This is a genomic window from Bacillus sp. TH25 (assembly GCF_016650935.1).
Classification (GTDB): Bacteria; Bacillota; Bacilli; order Bacillales; family Bacillaceae_G; genus Bacillus_A; species Bacillus_A mycoides.
In genome coordinates this window covers 752536-768908 of record NZ_JAEKEU010000039.1, presented here as the reverse complement: position 1 = coordinate 768908, position 16373 = coordinate 752536, and the positions used below count along the sequence as shown (strand labels likewise).

Sequence of the window (16373 nt, the reverse complement as noted above, 5' to 3'; positions counted from 1 at the left end):
TTAGCAAAATGCTAAGCTTTTATTTTGATAATTCCTGTAAAGAACCGAAGAATAAATCTGCTTCATTCATTTGTTCATTTTCTTCCGAAAGAGGTGGTAAATCATCTAACGTTTTCAATCCAAACGTATCTAAAAACTCTTTCGTCGTTCCGTATAAAATAGGACGCCCCGGTCCTTCTGCTCTTCCCATTTCTTTTATAAGTAAGTGTGAAACTAACGTTTGTAATGCCTTATCTGTTTTCACTCCTCGAATCTCTTCCATTTCTGTCCTTGTAATCGGTTGACGGTACGCAACGATTGCCAACGTTTCAAGAGCTGCTTGAGACAGTGAAGCCGTTGTTGGGGTATCTATTAATTTTTGATAGTATGCAGCATGTTCTTTCTTTGTTGCAAAACGATACACTTTTGCATATTGTACAATTTGCAGACCGCGATTCGATCCTTCACATTCTTTTTGCATTTCCTCTATACTGTTTATTACTTCTTCCACTTCAACTTCCAGAACTTTAGCTATCTGTTCCGGATAAATCCCTTCGTCACCTGCAACAAATAAAAGCCCTTCAATAATCGCTTTTTGTTCTTTTCTATCCATTTTACGAACTCCTTCCTCCTATTTTCCATAAAAATACACATAAAAAAACCGAATCACAGTAAATGCGTTCGGTTCAATATTTCTTCTCTCGTTCCAAACGATACATTAAAACCTAACATGAGATAAAATATTTCTACCCCATCTTCACATACCAACTCTATACGGATTTACTAGAGCTTGATACGAAAATTTCATCAAAATTATGCTCTTGTTCAATAATAATTTGTTGATTTTTCATCAGCTCAAGAACCGCTAAAAATGTTACAACCATTATTTCTCGTTCTTCATCAGCAAATAAATCATAAAAGCTATGACGCCCGCCCTTTGTTTCTAACTGTTGTAGAATATCAGTCATTCGCTGTGCAATTGGTATTTCTTGACGAGTAATTCGCGTTGTCACAGGTTTCTTTGCTTTTTTACGACGCATTAGCTTTTGAAATGCCGCTAACATATCATATAACGTAACATCAAGAGGCAAGCTTGTCTCCTCTTCTTGTTGAAATGATGTAAAATCAATTGGCGGACGTGTATATAGCTGTGCTCTTTCTTGTTCTCTTTCTTTTAACTCAGTAGCAACTTGCTTATATTTCTTATATTCAATTAACCTCTCCATCAATTCTTGACGAGGGTCATCTATAAAGTCTTCACCGTTATCAGGTACATCTTCTTCTTGTTTCGGTAACAACATTTTACTTTTAATTTGTAATAACGTTGCAGCCATTACTAAATACTCACTGGCAACATCTAATTGCAGTTCTTTCATCGTATGGACATAAGATAGATATTGCTCTGTAATTTCCGCTACAGGAATATTATATATATCAATTTCGTAACGATGTATTAAGTGTAACAATAGATCTAAAGGCCCTTCAAAAGCCTCTACTTTAAAATTATACTGCACAAAGCATCCCACCACATTTTTTCTATAACAACATAAGTATAGAGCATACTCATGTTCTATCCAACCTTTTTAAGAAATTTAATTAAAAATAGACCTATGCCCATGTCAGAATGCCCACCGCTTCATATGATAACAATGTAGTAAGAACAATGTAGGAGGTCAAAAAACTATGGGTCACGTTGATTGCGGTTTTAGCGGTGGATTCGCATTACTAGTTGTACTGTTCATTTTACTAATCATTGTAGGAGCAGCTTGCTTCTGCTAACATGAAGCAATAAAGCGACTAGGGATATTTCCCTAGTCGCTTATTGTTAATATTTCTATGATACACTGTACATATAACCGTTAGACAGGAGCGAAAAAAATGTATCCTACCGAGTACATACAATTTTTAATTCATTTTCACGGAGATTATGATTATTTTGAATGTCATGAAATATTAGAAGAGTATTGGAAATTAAAACCTAGAGGAGAACGCGACAATTACTTAGTCGGTCTCATTCAAATTGCTGTTTCCTTATACCATCACAGACGATCCAACTGGAATGGTGCAGAGAAGATGTTAAAAAGCGCAATAGCACTTTTAGAAAAGAACAGTACATCTTTACATCAATTAGGAATAGATCATAAACAACTTATGTTCTTATTAAATGAAAGATTACACTCTATCCACAAAAAGGAAATTTTTGCGCCGTTATTTTTACCCTTATTAGACGTATCGTTAGAAAAACAATGCATACAGTTATGTAAGAAACAAAACCTCTCTTGGAAAGATGCGAACGTCATTCCTGATGAATACATCATAAATAAGCACACATTGCGTGATCGAACAGAAGTCCTTTCTGAACGACACGAACAACTACAAAAAAGAAAGCAGAGATAATAAACTACTTATCCCTGCTTTCATGAATGTATATTTTGTTCAAGCTCTTTACACTTTTTGCAAAAACTTGCTGTTTGCTCATTTCCGCAAATTGTAAACTCAAGAAATTTACTCTTAAGCTCTTGAACCATCTTCGTCCCAATCCCCATATGACGGTGAGACGGATTCACGCTCAAATGCTGAATTTCCAATACCTGATCTTCTTTTTTTATAATCCCCATTATCCCAACAAAATCTTCATTTTGTTTCCACAAATACAATTGCCAATCCTCTTTCGCTTCATATTCTTTCATTGTCAATTGTAATGTTTTTACATCTTTTTCAGTTGGCATAAATGAAAGAAGCCCCATTGCAATTTTTTCATAACTTTTTTTAAAACGAATTAACATAACCCTTATCCCTTCTTACAAAAGTTACAAACTATTTATCCCCTCAATCACTCTTTTCATATCACATTCATTCTACAATATTTTTACCAGAGTGAGAAGGGGCTGAAACAACTTGATAATCATACAAAGCGTTAAGAAGAAAGTCAAATATATGTTTCCACGCTATTTCTTTCTATTACACCGCTCAAAAAAGAGACAATACTATATAGGAACTAAAAGGAAAATCCCTTTCTCATCACATTTCACTTATTAACCACTCTTGAACAAAGTAGTTCTACTAAAAGCAATATGTTAAGAGAAATACATTTATTGAAGCATATAATTCGTACTCCATCCTATGTATTTTGTTAAAAGTGTGTTCTCATGAACAATATAATTTAACGTTAGTAGCCTTCCTATTTGTGTCATATACTTTAAAATATATACCAATCCCTGTTTATAGGAAATAAAAAAAGAGAGCAAAATCGCTCTCCTTTTCTCGTAACTTATTCTTCCCAAACTTTAACTTCTTTCATTACATCGCCTTGACGCATGTTTAATACTGTTTCAATACCGCTTGTTGCTTTACCGAATACAGTATGTACGCCATCTAAATGCGGTTGTGGCTCATGAACAACAAAGAATTGGCTACCACCTGTATTACGGCCAGCATGTGCCATAGAAAGTGAGCCAACAAGATGTCTATGAGGATTTCCATCAGTTTCACATGGGATAGAGTAACCTGGGCCACCTGCTCCTGTGCCTGTTGGGTCTCCACCTTGGCTTACGAAGCCAGGAATAACGCGGTGGAATGTCACACCATCATAAAATCCTTGCTCTGCTAATTTTTTAAAGTTTTCTACTGTTTTTGGTGCCTCTTCTGGGAAAAATTCTAAATCGATTTTTTCGCCATTTTCCATTAATATGTATCCTAAAGTTTTCATATGTATATGTCTCCTTTCAACTATCTCAGCACTATATTACCATATTCATGACGAGAAACAAAAAGAATCCGACAATCTGCATACTTCTTTTTTGAAATGTGGAAGAAGCTAGGTGACAAATAAGAAAAATATACTATAATAACTGTGTTGCCCGAAAATTTAAGAAAGAGAAAGGGAGCGATTTTTCGTGAAAACGAAATTACTAGCTCTGCTATTAGCTGTAGCCGTATTTATTATGCCAACAGCTTCATTTGCAGACATCATTGAGGGAGAATCAATTGTTACACTAGGAGAAAACTTATCTGAACAACAGAAACAAGATCTTTTGAAAGAAATGAAAGCACCAAAAGATGCACAAATTATTACTGTATCTAATGCGGAAGAACATAAATTTCTAGAGGGCATCGTTCCAAAAGCGCAAATTGGTACGAGAGCTATTTCCTCTTCTATGATTACATACACAAAACCAGGGTCAGGTCTCATTGTACGCTCAAAAAACATTAATTCGATAACAGATGCAATGTACACAAATGCACTTATTACAGCAGGTGTGAAAGATGCAGAGATTCAAATTACTGCACCATTTAAAGTTTCAGGAACTGCTGCTTTAACAGGTTTAATGAAGGCCTATGAAACAACATCAAACAAAGCCATTCCTGAAGAAGTAAAAAAAGTAGCCAATGAAGAAATGGTACAAACAGCAAAACTTGGTGATAAAATCGGCGAAGAAAAAGCAGTTCAACTTGTTGCAAAAATTAAAGAAGAAATTGCAAAAGAACAGCCAAAAACAACTGAAGATTTACGTACATTAATTAAAAAAATTGCTGATCAACTCGGTATTACATTAACAGATGAACAGCTGGATAGCCTAGTAGCGTTATTTGATAAAATGAAAAATCTTAATATCGATTGGAACCAAGTTGGTAGCCAATTAGAGAAAGCAAAAGACCACGTGTCTGCCTTCTTAGGATCTGAAGAAGGGCAAAGTTTCCTAGATAAAGTAAAAGATTTCTTCTCTAGTATCATTGATTTCGTTAAATCTTTATTCAAGTAAAAAAAGAAGCTCGCCAGTGACGAGCTTCTTTTTTATACAAGTAACGGTAATTTCATAATAGCTTCTTCAACCGAACGGACAACATGATTTGCTTTCTCCTTCACATACGGATGAGCATGATGGAGGGTGAAGGAGTGCGGGGTTACTTCAAACATAGAAATATCATTGAAAGAATCTCCAATACACGCAACTTCATTTGCTTCAATTTGTAAATGTTCCATTAATCGCTTCAGAGCGCTTCCTTTACTTACACCTCTTGGCATAATGTCAACATATCGCTTACCCGATATAAAGACTTCCGCTTCACTATGAAATGTATCTCTCAACTCTTGATCTAATGCTACAATTTTTTCTTCTTCGCCAAAAACAAATAATTTCGCAGGATGTACAGTCTTCCCAAATTCCTCTTCTAACTCTTCGATTTCAGCAATATGCACTCCCATATACTCTTCAAAAGTATGGTGATGTTCATTCTTCCTTTTTGTATATCGCTGCTCATTTGCACAAACAATATCTGCTAGTCCCTTTTTATGTATATATCGATATATTTCCTGGGCAACCCCATCTTCAAAACTCGATTCATGAAATACTTTTCCATCCGGTAGTATCATTGTCGCTCCATTTAAACTAGTTGTGTAATACGGGAACGAAAACCTTTTTACCGCCTCATCAATTCGGTGAGTAAAACGGCCAGAGGCAAAACAAATATTTGTCCCGTTTTCAGCTAGCCAACAAAGCGCTCGTTCATCTTCTTTTTGCATATCATTCATATTGTAAACGAGTGTATCATCTAAATCACTTACAAATAGTTTAATCATGTCCTCTTCCCCTTCCATACACAATATCTACTCTAATTGTACAAAAAAAATGTTTGATTTTTGTTAAAAAAACAATAAATTTTCAATAAAAAATAAGCGGAGCATAATCCCGCTTATTTTTGTCTTCGCACATTTTGAGGTCTTACAATACTTGGACGAACCTTTAAACTAGACATAGTTGGACGAAGTAAAATTTTCGTTAACGCGCCCCAATCAAACGGTAAAAACGGCCATAAATACGGTGTTTGCAAACTTCTTATAGATGTTAAAAACAGAATCAACATCGTCATTCCAATGACAAATCCTATTTCATGAAATATGCCTGTTAAAATAATGACAAACAATTTTCCGACCTTATTTCCAAGTCCAAGTTCATAACTCGGCGTTGCAAATGACCCAATCATAGAAACCGCTACGTATAAAATAACTTCTGGTACAAACAAACCTACATCAATTGCAATTTGACCAATTAATATGGCAGAAATTAATCCTGCTGCCGACGACAATGATGTCGGTGTATGAATGGCGGCCATTCTTAAAAATTCGAGTCCGACTTCCGCCATCAAAATTTGTAATAAAATCGGTAAATGCGTCATCTTATTTGGTCCAATGAAAGCAAGGCTTTCCGGTAAAAGAGTCGGATTAAAAACAAAAACTAGCCAAAATGGCAGTAAGAATAGCGAAAATATAACACCTAAAAAACGTACCCAACGTAAAAATGTACCTACAGCTGGATTTTGTCTAAACTCTTCTGCATGCTGTAAATGGTGGAAATATGTTGTTGGAGTGATCATAGCACTTGGTGATGTGTCAACGAGTACTAACACATGTCCTTCTAATAGATGATTTGCTGCTACATCTGGTCTTTCTGTGTATCGGATAAGCGGGAATGGATTATAACCTTGTTTAACTACAAATTCTTCTACTGTTTTATCCGCCATCGTAATCCCGTCTACATCAATATTATTTAATTCTTGTTTTATAATCTTTACTAAATCTGGATTTGCAACATCTTGAACGTATGTAATACAAATATCCGTTTGCGATCTATCTCCGACTCGAATCATTTCATTTCGAAGACGTGGATCGCGTATCCTTCTACGAATTAATGCTGTATTTACAACGATATTTTCAACAAAACCATCCCTTGCACCGCGTACTACCTTTTCTGTATCTGGTTCTGTCGGTGTCCGGCCCGGGTAACTACGAACATCTATTGCGAACGCTTCCGTTTCGCCTTCCACAAATATAACAATGAGTCCTGATAATACTTGGAGCATTACCTCATCCATCGTTTTCACTTTACTTACTTGTTGATGAATTAAACGATTCTCTAAAAGCTTTACTGTATCTTCTTCTACATCCCTTATTTCATTTGTATCCACCGCTTCTTCTAAAATAGGGATAATATAATTCGTATCACAAAGTCCATTTACAAATAACACACCAATTTCTTTATTTAAAATTTGAAATTTACGAATACCAACATCGTATGTAACACCAAGTCCGACTGTTTGCTTTAAGTAATTTTCATTATCACTTAAAAAAGATGAAATCGGGATACTCACTTTTTTAGGCTTCGTCATAAAACCCACTCCTTTCCAAAATTAATTGAATTGCTTTTCTAGTAATAGGTGATCCTCTCTCCCATTCATCATTTCCGCACATCTTGCCAATATCACCGACCCCCACAATGACAGGAACATTCAGCCCATCTAAACAATAAATCGTATCCCCACTAATCCTGCCAATTTCACCATCTGGGAGTCCAAATTTATCAACGCCGTATTCTGTTAAATTCCCATTCCGATCTACACTTACATCTACACGCGCCCATTCCCAATGATGTGTATTAGATGCTACTGCTAAAATACCGAGTACATCAACTTGTTTATGTGTTGCGACATACTTTAACGCCTTTTCACCAGATCCTTCTCCTATAAATCCGCTGTCATCAAACATGACAAATACAGGGTCATATGGCGTTTGCATAATAAGCTCAACAACTTTCTTCCCTGTCAATTTGGTCGGATTACTTTGCGATGCTGAAATACACCTCCCCCCAAATTCCTTTGTTAACAGCTCAATTGTCCGCTTTGCATATTCATCTCCATCTGTGACCAAAACAACCCTTCGTCTCATTTGATTTATCCTTTCGGTTTACATATAAGTGCAACAAAAAATGAAAATAATATCGCTGCTGAAATCCCCGCAGACGTTAAGCTAAACATACCGATTCCAATTCCTAAATATCCATGTTTTTCTGCCGCATGCATTGCCCCGTGCAATAGTGAGTGTCCAAAACTTGTAATAGGGACTGTTGCCCCAGCACCTGCAAATTTTATAAGCTTATCGTACAATCCGAATCCGTCTAAAATAGCTCCGGCGACTACAAAAGTTGCCATTAAATGTGCCGGTGTTAACTTTGCGAAATCTAGCAACACTTGTCCAATTACACAAATAGCTCCTCCTACAAGAAATGCATATATAAAATCCACAATTCACTCTCCTTTAACGCTTTCAAACACAACACCATGCGCAATCGTTGGAATCGTTTCCTTCTGTTGTATCATCATGGGGCTTAATAGAGCTCCAGTTGCAACGACAAAAATTCTTTGTAAATTCCCTTTTTGCATTTCACGCAATAAATGGCCGTATGTTACAACAGCTGAACAAGCACAACCACTGCCCCCTGCAAACACTTCTTCTTGATTTGAATTGTAAATCATTAATCCACAATCATTGTATACATTCCCCAAATCATACCCTTCCTCAAGTAAAAGTTGTTTCGCAATTGGTGTCCCAACAGCCGATAAATCACCAGTAACAATAAGATCATAATCAGCTGCACTTCTTCTCAAATCTTCAAAATGTTGTTGAATTGTATGAGCAGCAGCTGGTGCCATCGCTGATCCCATATCTAAAGGATTAGCAATTCCTAAATCTTGCACTTTACCAATTGTTGCTGCTGTTATTTTAATTGCACTCTCCTCATTGCTAATTAATATTGACCCTGCTCCGGTAACAGTTGAGTTTGCTGTCCCTGGCTTTTGTCCTCCGTATTCTGTTGGGGAACGAAATTGTCTTTCAGCCGTCGCATTATGACTACTTACTGTAGCTAAAATACGATTCGCAAACCCACCATCTATAAAAGCTGATCCAATCGCCAAAGTTTCCATTGACGTCGCACAAGCGCTGAACATCCCTAAAAAAGGAATACCATACTCACGAGCAACATAATTTGCTGTCACTGTTTGGTTTAATAAATCTCCCGCTAAAAAGAAATCAATTTGCGATTTTTTTATATTCCCTTTTTGCATCGCTTGTTGAATTGAGTCTGACATTAACCTTCGTTCAGCAAGTTCCCAGTTTTCCTCTCCGCAATGTAAGTCAGAATATGAAATATCAAAATCCTTTCCAAGAGGGCCTTCAGCTTCTTTCGGACCGACAGCAGTACCAGTTGCATTCACGAAGATATCATTTTGAAATACCCACGTTTGTTTTCCTGTCAATCTCATACCCACCCCTCCTTTAAGACATTAAAATTTGAAATGTATATCTTATTAACCCGATAATGTATGCACCGACGACTCCAAATACAATGACACTTCCTGCAAGCTTAAACATGTTAGTAGCGATTCCTAGAACAATCCCTTCACTCCTATGCTCTAGTGCGGCACTCGCCATAGAATTCGCAAATCCAGTAACTGGTACTGCTGATCCCGCTCCAGAAAACTGCCCGATTTTATCATATACACCACACCCTGTTAAAATCGCTGATAGTAAAACAAGAGTTGCAACTGTAGGGTTTCCTGCCTCTTTCTCACTAAAGTGAAAGTAATGTATATAAAATTTCATCAATACTTCTCCCGCCGTACAAATGAGTCCACCAACAAGAAATGCCTTCACACAATTTATGAAATAGTTCGGTTTTGGATGGTACTCCTTCACTTTATTTATGTAATCGTCCTTCAATTTTCGCCCGGCCATATATATTGCCTCCTACTTTACGAAATAAATCCAGTGAAACAACGAGCCTATTACTTTCCCAAGTACAAGAGCAACGAGTAAAACAATAATTTTCTCCTCTACCCTTACTCGTTTCGCTAAAATAGGTAAAACGTTTAACACTTCCGTTAACGCCGCAGCGAGCATTCCAATGAATGTGCCACAAAATATCCCTAATATAACAAGCCAATATTGTGACGTTTGAAATGTAATATTTTTCAAACTACACCAAGCCCCTGTTAAAGTACCTGCAATGACCGCCCACTCAAAGTATTGAATATGCTTTCCACTTCTCGTTAATTGAGCTAAACGAGGGATTATACCAAGTACAGCTAAAAACGCGACATATCCGCTACCTACTGCAATCCCTCCAGCTAAGCCAATTAATACAACAAATGCACACTCAATCATCAGCAATCTGTTTCATATTATCCTTGTTTTCATGAACAATTACATATTGATCAAGCGACTGCTGATATTGAAACATCTCAACTTCTAACGGGCTCGGCTCTTCATTAATTCTCTTCTGAAATACATGATTAAAAAATAAGACCATACCTAATCCAAGACCTAATGAATAAGGAATTTGAAATAAAAGTGGTTGCGCCTTAAATTCTCCAGTAATCATGTAATATAACCGTTGGTGTACTTGTTGCATACTTACATCTTCATGGAAATAAATGATTGCAAGGGCCGCTCCAATGAAAAGTAACAACCATACAAGTCCGAAGAAAACCGGATGCACTTTCTTTTTTTCGTATATAATTTCAACAAGAGTTTGTCCAGAACCAAGTAAATTAATTTGTATGTGAGCCGCTTTTTGTTGAATAATCTCAATCACTTTCATAACATCAATTACAACATGTGTTTTATCATGCGCTGTTATTTTGTAGACTATTTCATTTTGTAACAACTCAACTACAAAAGAATCTCCGGCAAGTTGAGCAACATCACTCAGCTTTACTTCATACGTAGGAGACACTTTTAAGCGATTGCGCATTTTAATATAAATCGTTTGTTCCAATTTTCATTCACCCCTTCACTCTTCCTCGTAGTTGTAGTATGGTTATTGGAATTTTTTCTAATACAATTTTTTCATAAAAAAAACATCTGTACCATTTCGGTACAGATGTTTTTAGCTTATGCCTTTTTCTTAAATAAATTTGCAATACTTAATGCAAGTCCTTCCCAAATGACTACCATACCTATAACCATCATCATAATCGCTGATCCACTCATCATGAAACACCTCGGTCCTTCCATTCTTTTTCAAGCTGGGTAGAGTCTGAATGTATTTGTGCATTCCATTTCTTCAGACTAATGACTAGTGCAACTATAAGAAACGCTGCCGCTATCGACCAACCATACGTTACAACAAAAAAAATCGAATAGATAGCTATTCATCTATTCGATCTTTCATCTGTTTTAATATTTTCTTTTCAAGTCTTGAAACTTGTACTTGCGAAATGCCTATGCGCTCCGCTACTTCTGATTGGGTTTGGTCTTTATAATAGCGCAAATACACAATTAGCCTTTCTCGTTCATCCAATTCTCTAATCGCTTCTTTTAAAGCAATTTTATCAAACCATTTCGTTTCCGATTGATCTGCAATTTGATCTAAAATAGTAATTGGATCTCCATCGTTTTCATACACAGTTTCATGTATCGACGAAGGAGCACGACTCGCTTCTTGCGCCAGAACAACTTCTTCCGGCGTTAGTTCAAGAGCCTGTGCTACCTCATTAATCGTTGGAGCCCTTCCAAATTCTTTCGAAAGCTCGTCTCTCATCTTTCGGACTTTGTTTCCTGTTTCTTTTAAAGATCTACTTACTTTCACTGATCCATCGTCACGTAAAAATCGTTGTATTTCACCGATAATCATTGGAACTGCATATGTTGAAAATTTCACGTCGAAAGATAAATCAAATTTATCTACCGATTTTAAGAGCCCAATACATCCAATTTGAAATAAATCGTCTGGTTCGTATCCTCGATTAAGAAATCGCTGTACAACCGACCATACGAGACGCATATTACTTTGAACGATTGTATCTCTCGCTTGTTGATCTCCATCTTGACTTTTTTGAATTAACGCTTTTAGCTCGTGGTCCTTTAACTGAGGTTTCTTCTTCTCATTTCTGACCTCTATGTCCATTGGCTATTCTCCTTAATTGCATAGAGCGTTACTATTTGATAAGTATTTTGTCAAATGGATTGTTGTCCCGAAAGATTCGTTTGAAATAACTTCTACTTCATCCATAAAATTTTCCATGATAGTAAATCCCATTCCGGAACGCTCTAATTCAGGTTTAGTTGTAAAAAGGGGTTGTCTTGCTTCATCTAAGTTAAAGATACCAATCCCTTCATCTCGAATCGTGAGTTTCACCATCGCTTCTTCCAAAATCACTGAAATATAAACAACACCTTCTGCATTTCCTTCATACCCATGAATAATTGCATTTGTAACCGCTTCTGACACAACTGTTTTAATCTCTGTTAGTTCTTCCATCGTCGGGTCTAATTGCGCAATAAAAGCAGCTACCGTAACACGAGCGAATGATTCATTCTGACTTAACGCTGAAAATTGAAGGTTCATTTCATTTCTCATCTACGCCACCCCCAACGTCGCGAGCGCATGCGCTTCACTTTCTTCTAAACGAACAATTTTGAATAGACCTGACATTTCAAATAAACGTTTAACGGGCGGTGAAATTGCACAGACAACCATCTCTCCACCTAATCCCTTTACATGTTTATATCGGCCTAATATAACGCCTAAACCAGAACTATCCATAAATGTTAAGTTCTCTAGGCTCAAAATAATATGATGAACACCATGTGTCTCAATCATATCTGTGACTTTCGTTCGCAACTCTTCAGCAGTATGATGATCTAACTCGCCCTCTAGCCTCACACATAAGACGTCACGTTTTACTTCTAAATGCATGGAAAGACTCACACGATTTCCTCCTTATGCTCAAACTTTACTCATTAACATAAGATTTTCGTGATATAAAATCAGAATCCTTCCTACTGACAAAAGAAGAACTATTTCGTCATAAAGTGAAACCTTTCAGCAATTATTTCAGTAAATACGAACAGAAAAACATCAAAATTTCCGCCGCTATTTTGATGTTGAAAACATCCCAAAACTTCTTTTAAATAACTCCCACCAACTCGCTGCCTCAACATCTTCTTTCGCTACAATTGTTTGTTTTAATAAAACATCTTTATCTCTTTTAATAACAAGTGTACCAAGTGCATCACCTTTTTTAATCGGTGCCTTCACTTTCTTTTCAGCAATCACTTCTTGTTTAACTTTGTCCATATTTTCGCCCTTCTTCATAAGAAGAGACACATTGTCTGACGCAACTAAATCTACTTTTTCTTCCTTACCTTTTCCTACTTGTACAGTCTTAATTTTCTCACCACGTGTATATAATTTCTTTGTCATGTATTGTCCAAATGCATAATCAAGAAGCTTCGTTACTTGATTGTTCCGCTCTTTTGATGTAGGTGCTCCCATTACAACTGAAATAACACGCATACCATTTTTCTCAGCCGATGCCGTTAAACAATATTTCGCTTCTGTCGTGAAGCCCGTTTTCACACCATCTACTCCAGGATAAAAACGTACTAACTTATTCGTATTAACGAGCCAAAACTTCTTATCCGTATCTTCACGTAAATAGTCTTCATATTTACCTGTGTATTTGCGAATAAGTGGATACTTCATCAATTCTCTCGCCATTATAGCCATATCATTTGCTGTGGAATAATGATCTTTCGCTGGAAGACCTGTCGGATTTTGAAAATGTGTATTTTTCAATCCTAGATCTTTCGCTTTTTTGTTCATCATATTTACGAAACCTTCTTCTGAACCAGCGATATGCTCAGCTACTGCAACAGATGCATCATTTCCAGATGCAATTGCAATGCCCTTTAACATTTCATTTACAGTCATCTCTTCCCCAGGTTCTAGAAAAATTTGTGATCCGCCCATTGAAGCTGCGTGTTCACTCGCTCTCACTTTATCTGTCAGTTTTAATTTTCCTTTTTCAACTTGTTCCATAATTAATAGCATTGTCATAATCTTTGTCATACTAGCAGGTGGTAACTTTTCATTCGGATTTTTATCAAACAAAACTTTACCTGTATCTTGCTCAATTACGATCGCTGACGACGCTTGTTCCGCTAACTTCGGCGTGGTTTCTTCTGTTTTTTCCTGCTTCGTTTTCTCAGATTGTGCGAAACTAACTGAAGTACCAGAAAGCAATAACATGAAACAAACAAGTATTCCAAAAACTCGCTTCATGACTAACCCTCCATTCTATATCAAACTTATTTTTTCCAATTTATACATTTTTAATACCATATTTTTCTATTATTTTCAGTTGACAAATAAATTCATTGCCTATATTGTATTAAGTGTATTACACACAGTAGTACACTTAATACTCATTAGGAAGGAGACATTGCTCTTGCATATTCAACTTGATCCAAGAAGCAACACTCCGATATGGGAACAAATTGTTCAAAATATAAAAGAGCTCGTACTAAAAAATATGTTAGCTCCAAGTGATAAGCTTCCTTCTGTACGTGAGCTTGCTTCTTTGCTCGTTATAAATCCAAATACAGTAAGTAAAGCTTATCAAGAATTAGAGCGACAAGGGATTATTGAAACATTACGAGGAAAAGGAACATTTGTAGCCCAATCGATTACCCCAACATTAGACGAAAGGAAAATCGCTATGGTTGAAAAGCAATTTCATCAATTATTACTAGAAGCCTCTTATCTTGGGATTACGAAAGATAAAATTCACGATTGGATAGATTCATACTATAAAGAGATTGGAGGAAATACAGATGTTGAAAGTGACAAACTTGAAGAAAACAATTGATAACCAAACGATTTTAGACGATGTTTCTTTCACATTACAAAAAGGTAGTATCGTCGGATTACTCGGAAGAAACGGTGCGGGGAAAACAACTTTATTACGAACGATGGTCGGCATTTTAGACCCCGATGAAGGAACTGTTACATATGAGGATACAGATGTTCATAAGCATCCTGAAATTAAACAAAAGGTCGTATATGTTCCAGACTCTACTAACATACTGAACGGATATACAGTAAAAGAAATCGTAAAGTTTTATAAAGCGGTTTATACAGCATTTGATGAACAATATTTTTATGAAATATTAGAACGTTTTAATTTACCAAACAAACGTATTCGTAGTTACTCAAAAGGAATGAAAGCACTGCTTGCGATCATTTTAGCTTTCGCTGCAAAAGCAGAATATGTCATTTTAGATGAACCGACAAACGGACTTGATCCTATCGTTAAAAGACAGATTCTACAATTTCTCGTTGAAGAAGTAGCAGAAAAAGAAATTACAATTTTCATCTCCACTCACCATTTAGATGAAGTTGAAAAAATTGCCGATACAATCATTATTTTAAAAGGACATACAGTAGATTCTATTACATCACTAGATGATGCAAAATCACGATTTGCCAAAATACAAGTTGCTTATGAACGTTCATTACCTCAAAAACTAGAAAACTTAAGCAATATTAAAATATTAAACCAAACAGGAAAAGTATATACGATTTTAATCGAAGGAAATGTGGCTACAACATTGGAGAAGTTTTATAAAGAGCAACCAATACTCATTGAAGAATTAACAATGTCACTTGAAGATGTCTTCGTTACGACACTTGAGGAGGATGGGTATGTTTCATAAGGCATTGTGGATGTGGAATTGGAAGCGCGGGAAGTATGCTGTACTACTGTTCTTCTTTAGCACACTTTATATTTTATCTGTCGGATACTATAAAGCAGCCGAGCAACAACTTACTGAATATCACAATTTACAAGAAAAGGGAACGTACTATTATTTCTATTATTTTGGATTTGGGGAAAGTAATAGCTTTTGGTTAACTGTTCTTATCATTGCTTTAGCTTGTTTATTGATGGGATGGGAACGTAGTAGCCAGTCTAATACTTTACTTATGACGATGCCATTTAAAAGAAAAGATGTTTTTTTATCTAAATGGGCTTTTGGTTCATTTTGTATTGTAGGCTCATTACTTATAAATTGGATCCTTATGTATGTTATTTATAGAACGACAATTCATTTTGATTATCAATCATTTGGACCATTTCATCGATACTTTCTTTATGTAATTGTCTCTTATGTTGCAGTATATACAGCTGCATTATGTATCGGTACTTTTACTGGAAGCGTTGTTTCGCAAGTCGTTTTTTGTATTCCGTGGCTTCTAATGGGGCTTACATTTATTCCATTAGTGTACACTTTTACAATAAACCATTTACATGCTACAGATACTAGAAATAACAACTTGTATGAACAACTTCATGAAATCAATCAAAAAACAAATATAGTTGCACCAATATATAATTATACAATTCGTTACCACTATGATCCAAAATCACGTAAGAAAGAAAACGATCCAACCACTTTAAGAGATCCGGCAAATCATACGTATTATTCAGCTAAGTCAGTGCTAGTTCCTATTTTCTATACGATGTTCTATTTACTACTTGGCACATATTTATATACACGATCGCCAAATGAAAACACTCAAAAAATATTTATTTTCCAAAAACATTTACGAATATGGATATGGGGGGCAACCATTTATTTTGCATTACTAGGTGGCTATAAAATAAATCAATTTAATTTCTTACTTAACTACTATATCAGTTTGCTTCTCGCTGGAATCATTACTTATGTTGTACTATCACGTCTAACAAATTATAAAGTTTTTTAAAGGAGG

General features: G+C 36.0%; 23 protein-coding genes. 6 read left to right on the top strand and 17 right to left on the bottom strand.

Annotated elements, in window-relative coordinates:
* Positions 1 to 19: 19 nt before the first annotated feature.
* A complete protein-coding gene (gene scpB / locus JFT89_RS27960; protein ID WP_000375161.1) occupies positions 20 to 592 on the bottom strand; it encodes an SMC-Scp complex subunit ScpB in 573 nt (190 codons plus the stop codon).
* A gap of 157 nt (positions 593 to 749) precedes the next feature.
* Positions 750 to 1493, bottom strand: a complete 744-nt coding sequence (locus JFT89_RS27955) for a segregation/condensation protein A (RefSeq protein WP_002138181.1) — start codon at positions 1491 to 1493, stop codon at positions 750 to 752.
* 169 nt (positions 1494 to 1662) lie between these two features.
* Here JFT89_RS27955 and JFT89_RS27950 point away from each other — a divergent pair, with 169 nt between their 5' ends.
* Positions 1663 to 1758 carry a YjcZ family sporulation protein gene (locus JFT89_RS27950; protein ID WP_000510194.1) on the top strand — a complete coding sequence of 32 codons (96 nt, stop codon included), beginning with the start codon at positions 1663 to 1665 and terminating at the stop codon, positions 1756 to 1758.
* Positions 1759 to 1857: 99 nt separating this feature from the next.
* A complete protein-coding gene (locus JFT89_RS27945; protein ID WP_201040932.1) occupies positions 1858 to 2376 on the top strand; it encodes a DUF309 domain-containing protein in 519 nt (172 codons plus the stop codon).
* A gap of 20 nt (positions 2377 to 2396) precedes the next feature.
* Here JFT89_RS27945 and ribT read toward each other — a convergent pair whose 3' ends face one another.
* The gene (gene ribT / locus JFT89_RS27940) at positions 2397 to 2765 is read right to left on the bottom strand and encodes a GNAT family N-acetyltransferase RibT (RefSeq protein ID WP_000908403.1); all 369 of its coding nucleotides are present in this window, start codon (positions 2763 to 2765) and stop codon (positions 2397 to 2399) included.
* 485 nt (positions 2766 to 3250) lie between these two features.
* Complete coding sequence (locus JFT89_RS27935; protein WP_000853785.1) at positions 3251 to 3688, bottom strand: peptidylprolyl isomerase; 438 nt, start codon at positions 3686 to 3688, stop codon at positions 3251 to 3253.
* A gap of 187 nt (positions 3689 to 3875) precedes the next feature.
* On the opposite strand from JFT89_RS27935, the gene JFT89_RS27930 reads away from it, so the two are divergent.
* On the top strand, positions 3876 to 4742 hold the full coding sequence (locus JFT89_RS27930) for a DUF1002 domain-containing protein (protein ID WP_002088440.1): 867 nt from the start codon (positions 3876 to 3878) through the stop codon (positions 4740 to 4742).
* Positions 4743 to 4774: 32 nt separating this feature from the next.
* On the opposite strand, the gene JFT89_RS27925 is transcribed toward JFT89_RS27930, so the two are convergent.
* From JFT89_RS27925 to dacF, 13 genes are all read right to left on the bottom strand, one after another.
* Positions 4775 to 5578: a Cof-type HAD-IIB family hydrolase gene (locus tag JFT89_RS27925; protein ID WP_002067045.1), complete on the bottom strand. Its 804-nt coding sequence runs from the start codon at positions 5576 to 5578 to the stop codon at positions 4775 to 4777.
* Positions 5579 to 5673: 95 nt separating this feature from the next.
* Positions 5674 to 7146, bottom strand: a complete 1473-nt coding sequence (spoVAF, locus tag JFT89_RS27920; protein WP_016096165.1) for a spore germination protein SpoVAF — start codon at positions 7144 to 7146, stop codon at positions 5674 to 5676.
* Entirely contained in the window at positions 7133 to 7702 is a 570-nt protein-coding gene (gene spoVAEA, locus JFT89_RS27915; protein WP_002088445.1) for a stage V sporulation protein SpoVABEA, read from the bottom strand. The genes spoVAF and spoVAEA overlap by 14 nt, the downstream gene beginning before the upstream one ends.
* 5 nt (positions 7703 to 7707) lie before the next feature.
* On the bottom strand, positions 7708 to 8058 hold the full coding sequence (gene spoVAE, locus JFT89_RS27910; RefSeq protein ID WP_002014916.1) for a stage V sporulation protein AE: 351 nt from the start codon (positions 8056 to 8058) through the stop codon (positions 7708 to 7710).
* A gap of 3 nt (positions 8059 to 8061) precedes the next feature.
* Positions 8062 to 9078 (bottom strand): stage V sporulation protein AD, encoded by a 1017-nt coding sequence (gene spoVAD / locus JFT89_RS27905; protein WP_002165116.1) that lies wholly within the window; start codon positions 9076 to 9078, stop codon positions 8062 to 8064.
* A gap of 13 nt (positions 9079 to 9091) precedes the next feature.
* A complete protein-coding gene (spoVAC, locus tag JFT89_RS27900) occupies positions 9092 to 9550 on the bottom strand; it encodes a stage V sporulation protein AC (RefSeq protein WP_002067042.1) in 459 nt (152 codons plus the stop codon).
* Positions 9551 to 9562: 12 nt separating this feature from the next.
* Positions 9563 to 9979: a stage V sporulation protein SpoVAB gene (spoVAB, locus tag JFT89_RS27895; protein WP_016092269.1), complete on the bottom strand. Its 417-nt coding sequence runs from the start codon at positions 9977 to 9979 to the stop codon at positions 9563 to 9565.
* The gene (locus JFT89_RS27890; protein ID WP_002067040.1) at positions 9972 to 10592 is read right to left on the bottom strand and encodes a stage V sporulation protein AA; all 621 of its coding nucleotides are present in this window, start codon (positions 10590 to 10592) and stop codon (positions 9972 to 9974) included. The genes spoVAB and JFT89_RS27890 overlap by 8 nt, the downstream gene beginning before the upstream one ends.
* A 116-nt stretch (positions 10593 to 10708) precedes the next feature.
* Positions 10709 to 10807: a methionine/alanine import family NSS transporter small subunit gene (locus tag JFT89_RS27885; protein ID WP_087944550.1), complete on the bottom strand. Its 99-nt coding sequence runs from the start codon at positions 10805 to 10807 to the stop codon at positions 10709 to 10711.
* A 157-nt stretch (positions 10808 to 10964) separates the two neighbouring features.
* Positions 10965 to 11723 carry an RNA polymerase sporulation sigma factor SigF gene (gene sigF, locus JFT89_RS27880; RefSeq protein WP_002014922.1) on the bottom strand — a complete coding sequence of 253 codons (759 nt, stop codon included), beginning with the start codon at positions 11721 to 11723 and terminating at the stop codon, positions 10965 to 10967.
* A gap of 12 nt (positions 11724 to 11735) precedes the next feature.
* On the bottom strand, positions 11736 to 12176 hold the full coding sequence (gene spoIIAB, locus JFT89_RS27875) for an anti-sigma F factor (RefSeq protein ID WP_001243400.1): 441 nt from the start codon (positions 12174 to 12176) through the stop codon (positions 11736 to 11738).
* Positions 12177 to 12527 carry an anti-sigma F factor antagonist gene (spoIIAA, locus tag JFT89_RS27870; RefSeq protein WP_002128957.1) on the bottom strand — a complete coding sequence of 117 codons (351 nt, stop codon included), beginning with the start codon at positions 12525 to 12527 and terminating at the stop codon, positions 12177 to 12179.
* A gap of 165 nt (positions 12528 to 12692) precedes the next feature.
* Entirely contained in the window at positions 12693 to 13883 is a 1191-nt protein-coding gene (gene dacF, locus JFT89_RS27865; protein WP_002165113.1) for a serine-type D-Ala-D-Ala carboxypeptidase DacF, read from the bottom strand.
* 166 nt (positions 13884 to 14049) lie between these two features.
* On the opposite strand from dacF, the gene JFT89_RS27860 reads away from it, so the two are divergent.
* The 3 genes from JFT89_RS27860 to JFT89_RS27850 are packed head-to-tail and all read left to right on the top strand — an operon-like array spanning position 14050 to position 16367.
* Positions 14050 to 14469, top strand: a complete 420-nt coding sequence (locus JFT89_RS27860) for a GntR family transcriptional regulator (RefSeq protein ID WP_002033900.1) — start codon at positions 14050 to 14052, stop codon at positions 14467 to 14469.
* A complete protein-coding gene (locus JFT89_RS27855; RefSeq protein ID WP_201040931.1) occupies positions 14435 to 15316 on the top strand; it encodes an ABC transporter ATP-binding protein in 882 nt (293 codons plus the stop codon). The genes JFT89_RS27860 and JFT89_RS27855 overlap by 35 nt, the downstream gene beginning before the upstream one ends.
* Entirely contained in the window at positions 15306 to 16367 is a 1062-nt protein-coding gene (locus JFT89_RS27850) for an ABC transporter permease (RefSeq protein WP_201040930.1), read from the top strand. The genes JFT89_RS27855 and JFT89_RS27850 overlap by 11 nt, the downstream gene beginning before the upstream one ends.
* Positions 16368 to 16373 lie beyond the last annotated feature (6 nt).

Bases quoted from the DNA above. Each gene is read 5' to 3' on its own strand.
- JFT89_RS27925 (WP_002067045.1), bottom strand. From the start codon at position 5,578: ATGGAAGGGGAAGAGGACATGATTAAACTATTTGTAAGTGATTTAGAT.
- sigF (WP_002014922.1), bottom strand. From the start codon at position 11,723: ATGGACATAGAGGTCAGAAATGAGAAGAAGAAACCTCAGTTAAAGGAC.
- spoVAB (WP_016092269.1), bottom strand. From the start codon at position 9,979: ATGATTGAGTGTGCATTTGTTGTATTAATTGGCTTAGCTGGAGGGATT.
- ribT (WP_000908403.1), bottom strand. From the start codon at position 2,765: ATGTTAATTCGTTTTAAAAAAAGTTATGAAAAAATTGCAATGGGGCTT.
- spoVAEA (WP_002088445.1), bottom strand. From the start codon at position 7,702: ATGAGACGAAGGGTTGTTTTGGTCACAGATGGAGATGAATATGCAAAG.
- JFT89_RS27945 (WP_201040932.1), top strand. From the start codon at position 1,858: ATGTATCCTACCGAGTACATACAATTTTTAATTCATTTTCACGGAGAT.
- JFT89_RS27855 (WP_201040931.1), top strand. From the start codon at position 14,435: ATGTTGAAAGTGACAAACTTGAAGAAAACAATTGATAACCAAACGATT.
- dacF (WP_002165113.1), bottom strand. From the start codon at position 13,883: ATGAAGCGAGTTTTTGGAATACTTGTTTGTTTCATGTTATTGCTTTCT.
- spoVAF (WP_016096165.1), bottom strand. From the start codon at position 7,146: ATGACGAAGCCTAAAAAAGTGAGTATCCCGATTTCATCTTTTTTAAGT.
- JFT89_RS27950 (WP_000510194.1), top strand. From the start codon at position 1,663: ATGGGTCACGTTGATTGCGGTTTTAGCGGTGGATTCGCATTACTAGTT.
- JFT89_RS27885 (WP_087944550.1), bottom strand. From the start codon at position 10,807: ATGAGTGGATCAGCGATTATGATGATGGTTATAGGTATGGTAGTCATT.
- scpB (WP_000375161.1), bottom strand. From the start codon at position 592: ATGGATAGAAAAGAACAAAAAGCGATTATTGAAGGGCTTTTATTTGTT.
- JFT89_RS27935 (WP_000853785.1), bottom strand. From the start codon at position 3,688: ATGAAAACTTTAGGATACATATTAATGGAAAATGGCGAAAAAATCGAT.
- spoVAC (WP_002067042.1), bottom strand. From the start codon at position 9,550: ATGGCCGGGCGAAAATTGAAGGACGATTACATAAATAAAGTGAAGGAG.
- spoIIAB (WP_001243400.1), bottom strand. From the start codon at position 12,176: ATGAGAAATGAAATGAACCTTCAATTTTCAGCGTTAAGTCAGAATGAA.
- spoVAD (WP_002165116.1), bottom strand. From the start codon at position 9,078: ATGAGATTGACAGGAAAACAAACGTGGGTATTTCAAAATGATATCTTC.
- JFT89_RS27850 (WP_201040930.1), top strand. From the start codon at position 15,306: ATGTTTCATAAGGCATTGTGGATGTGGAATTGGAAGCGCGGGAAGTAT.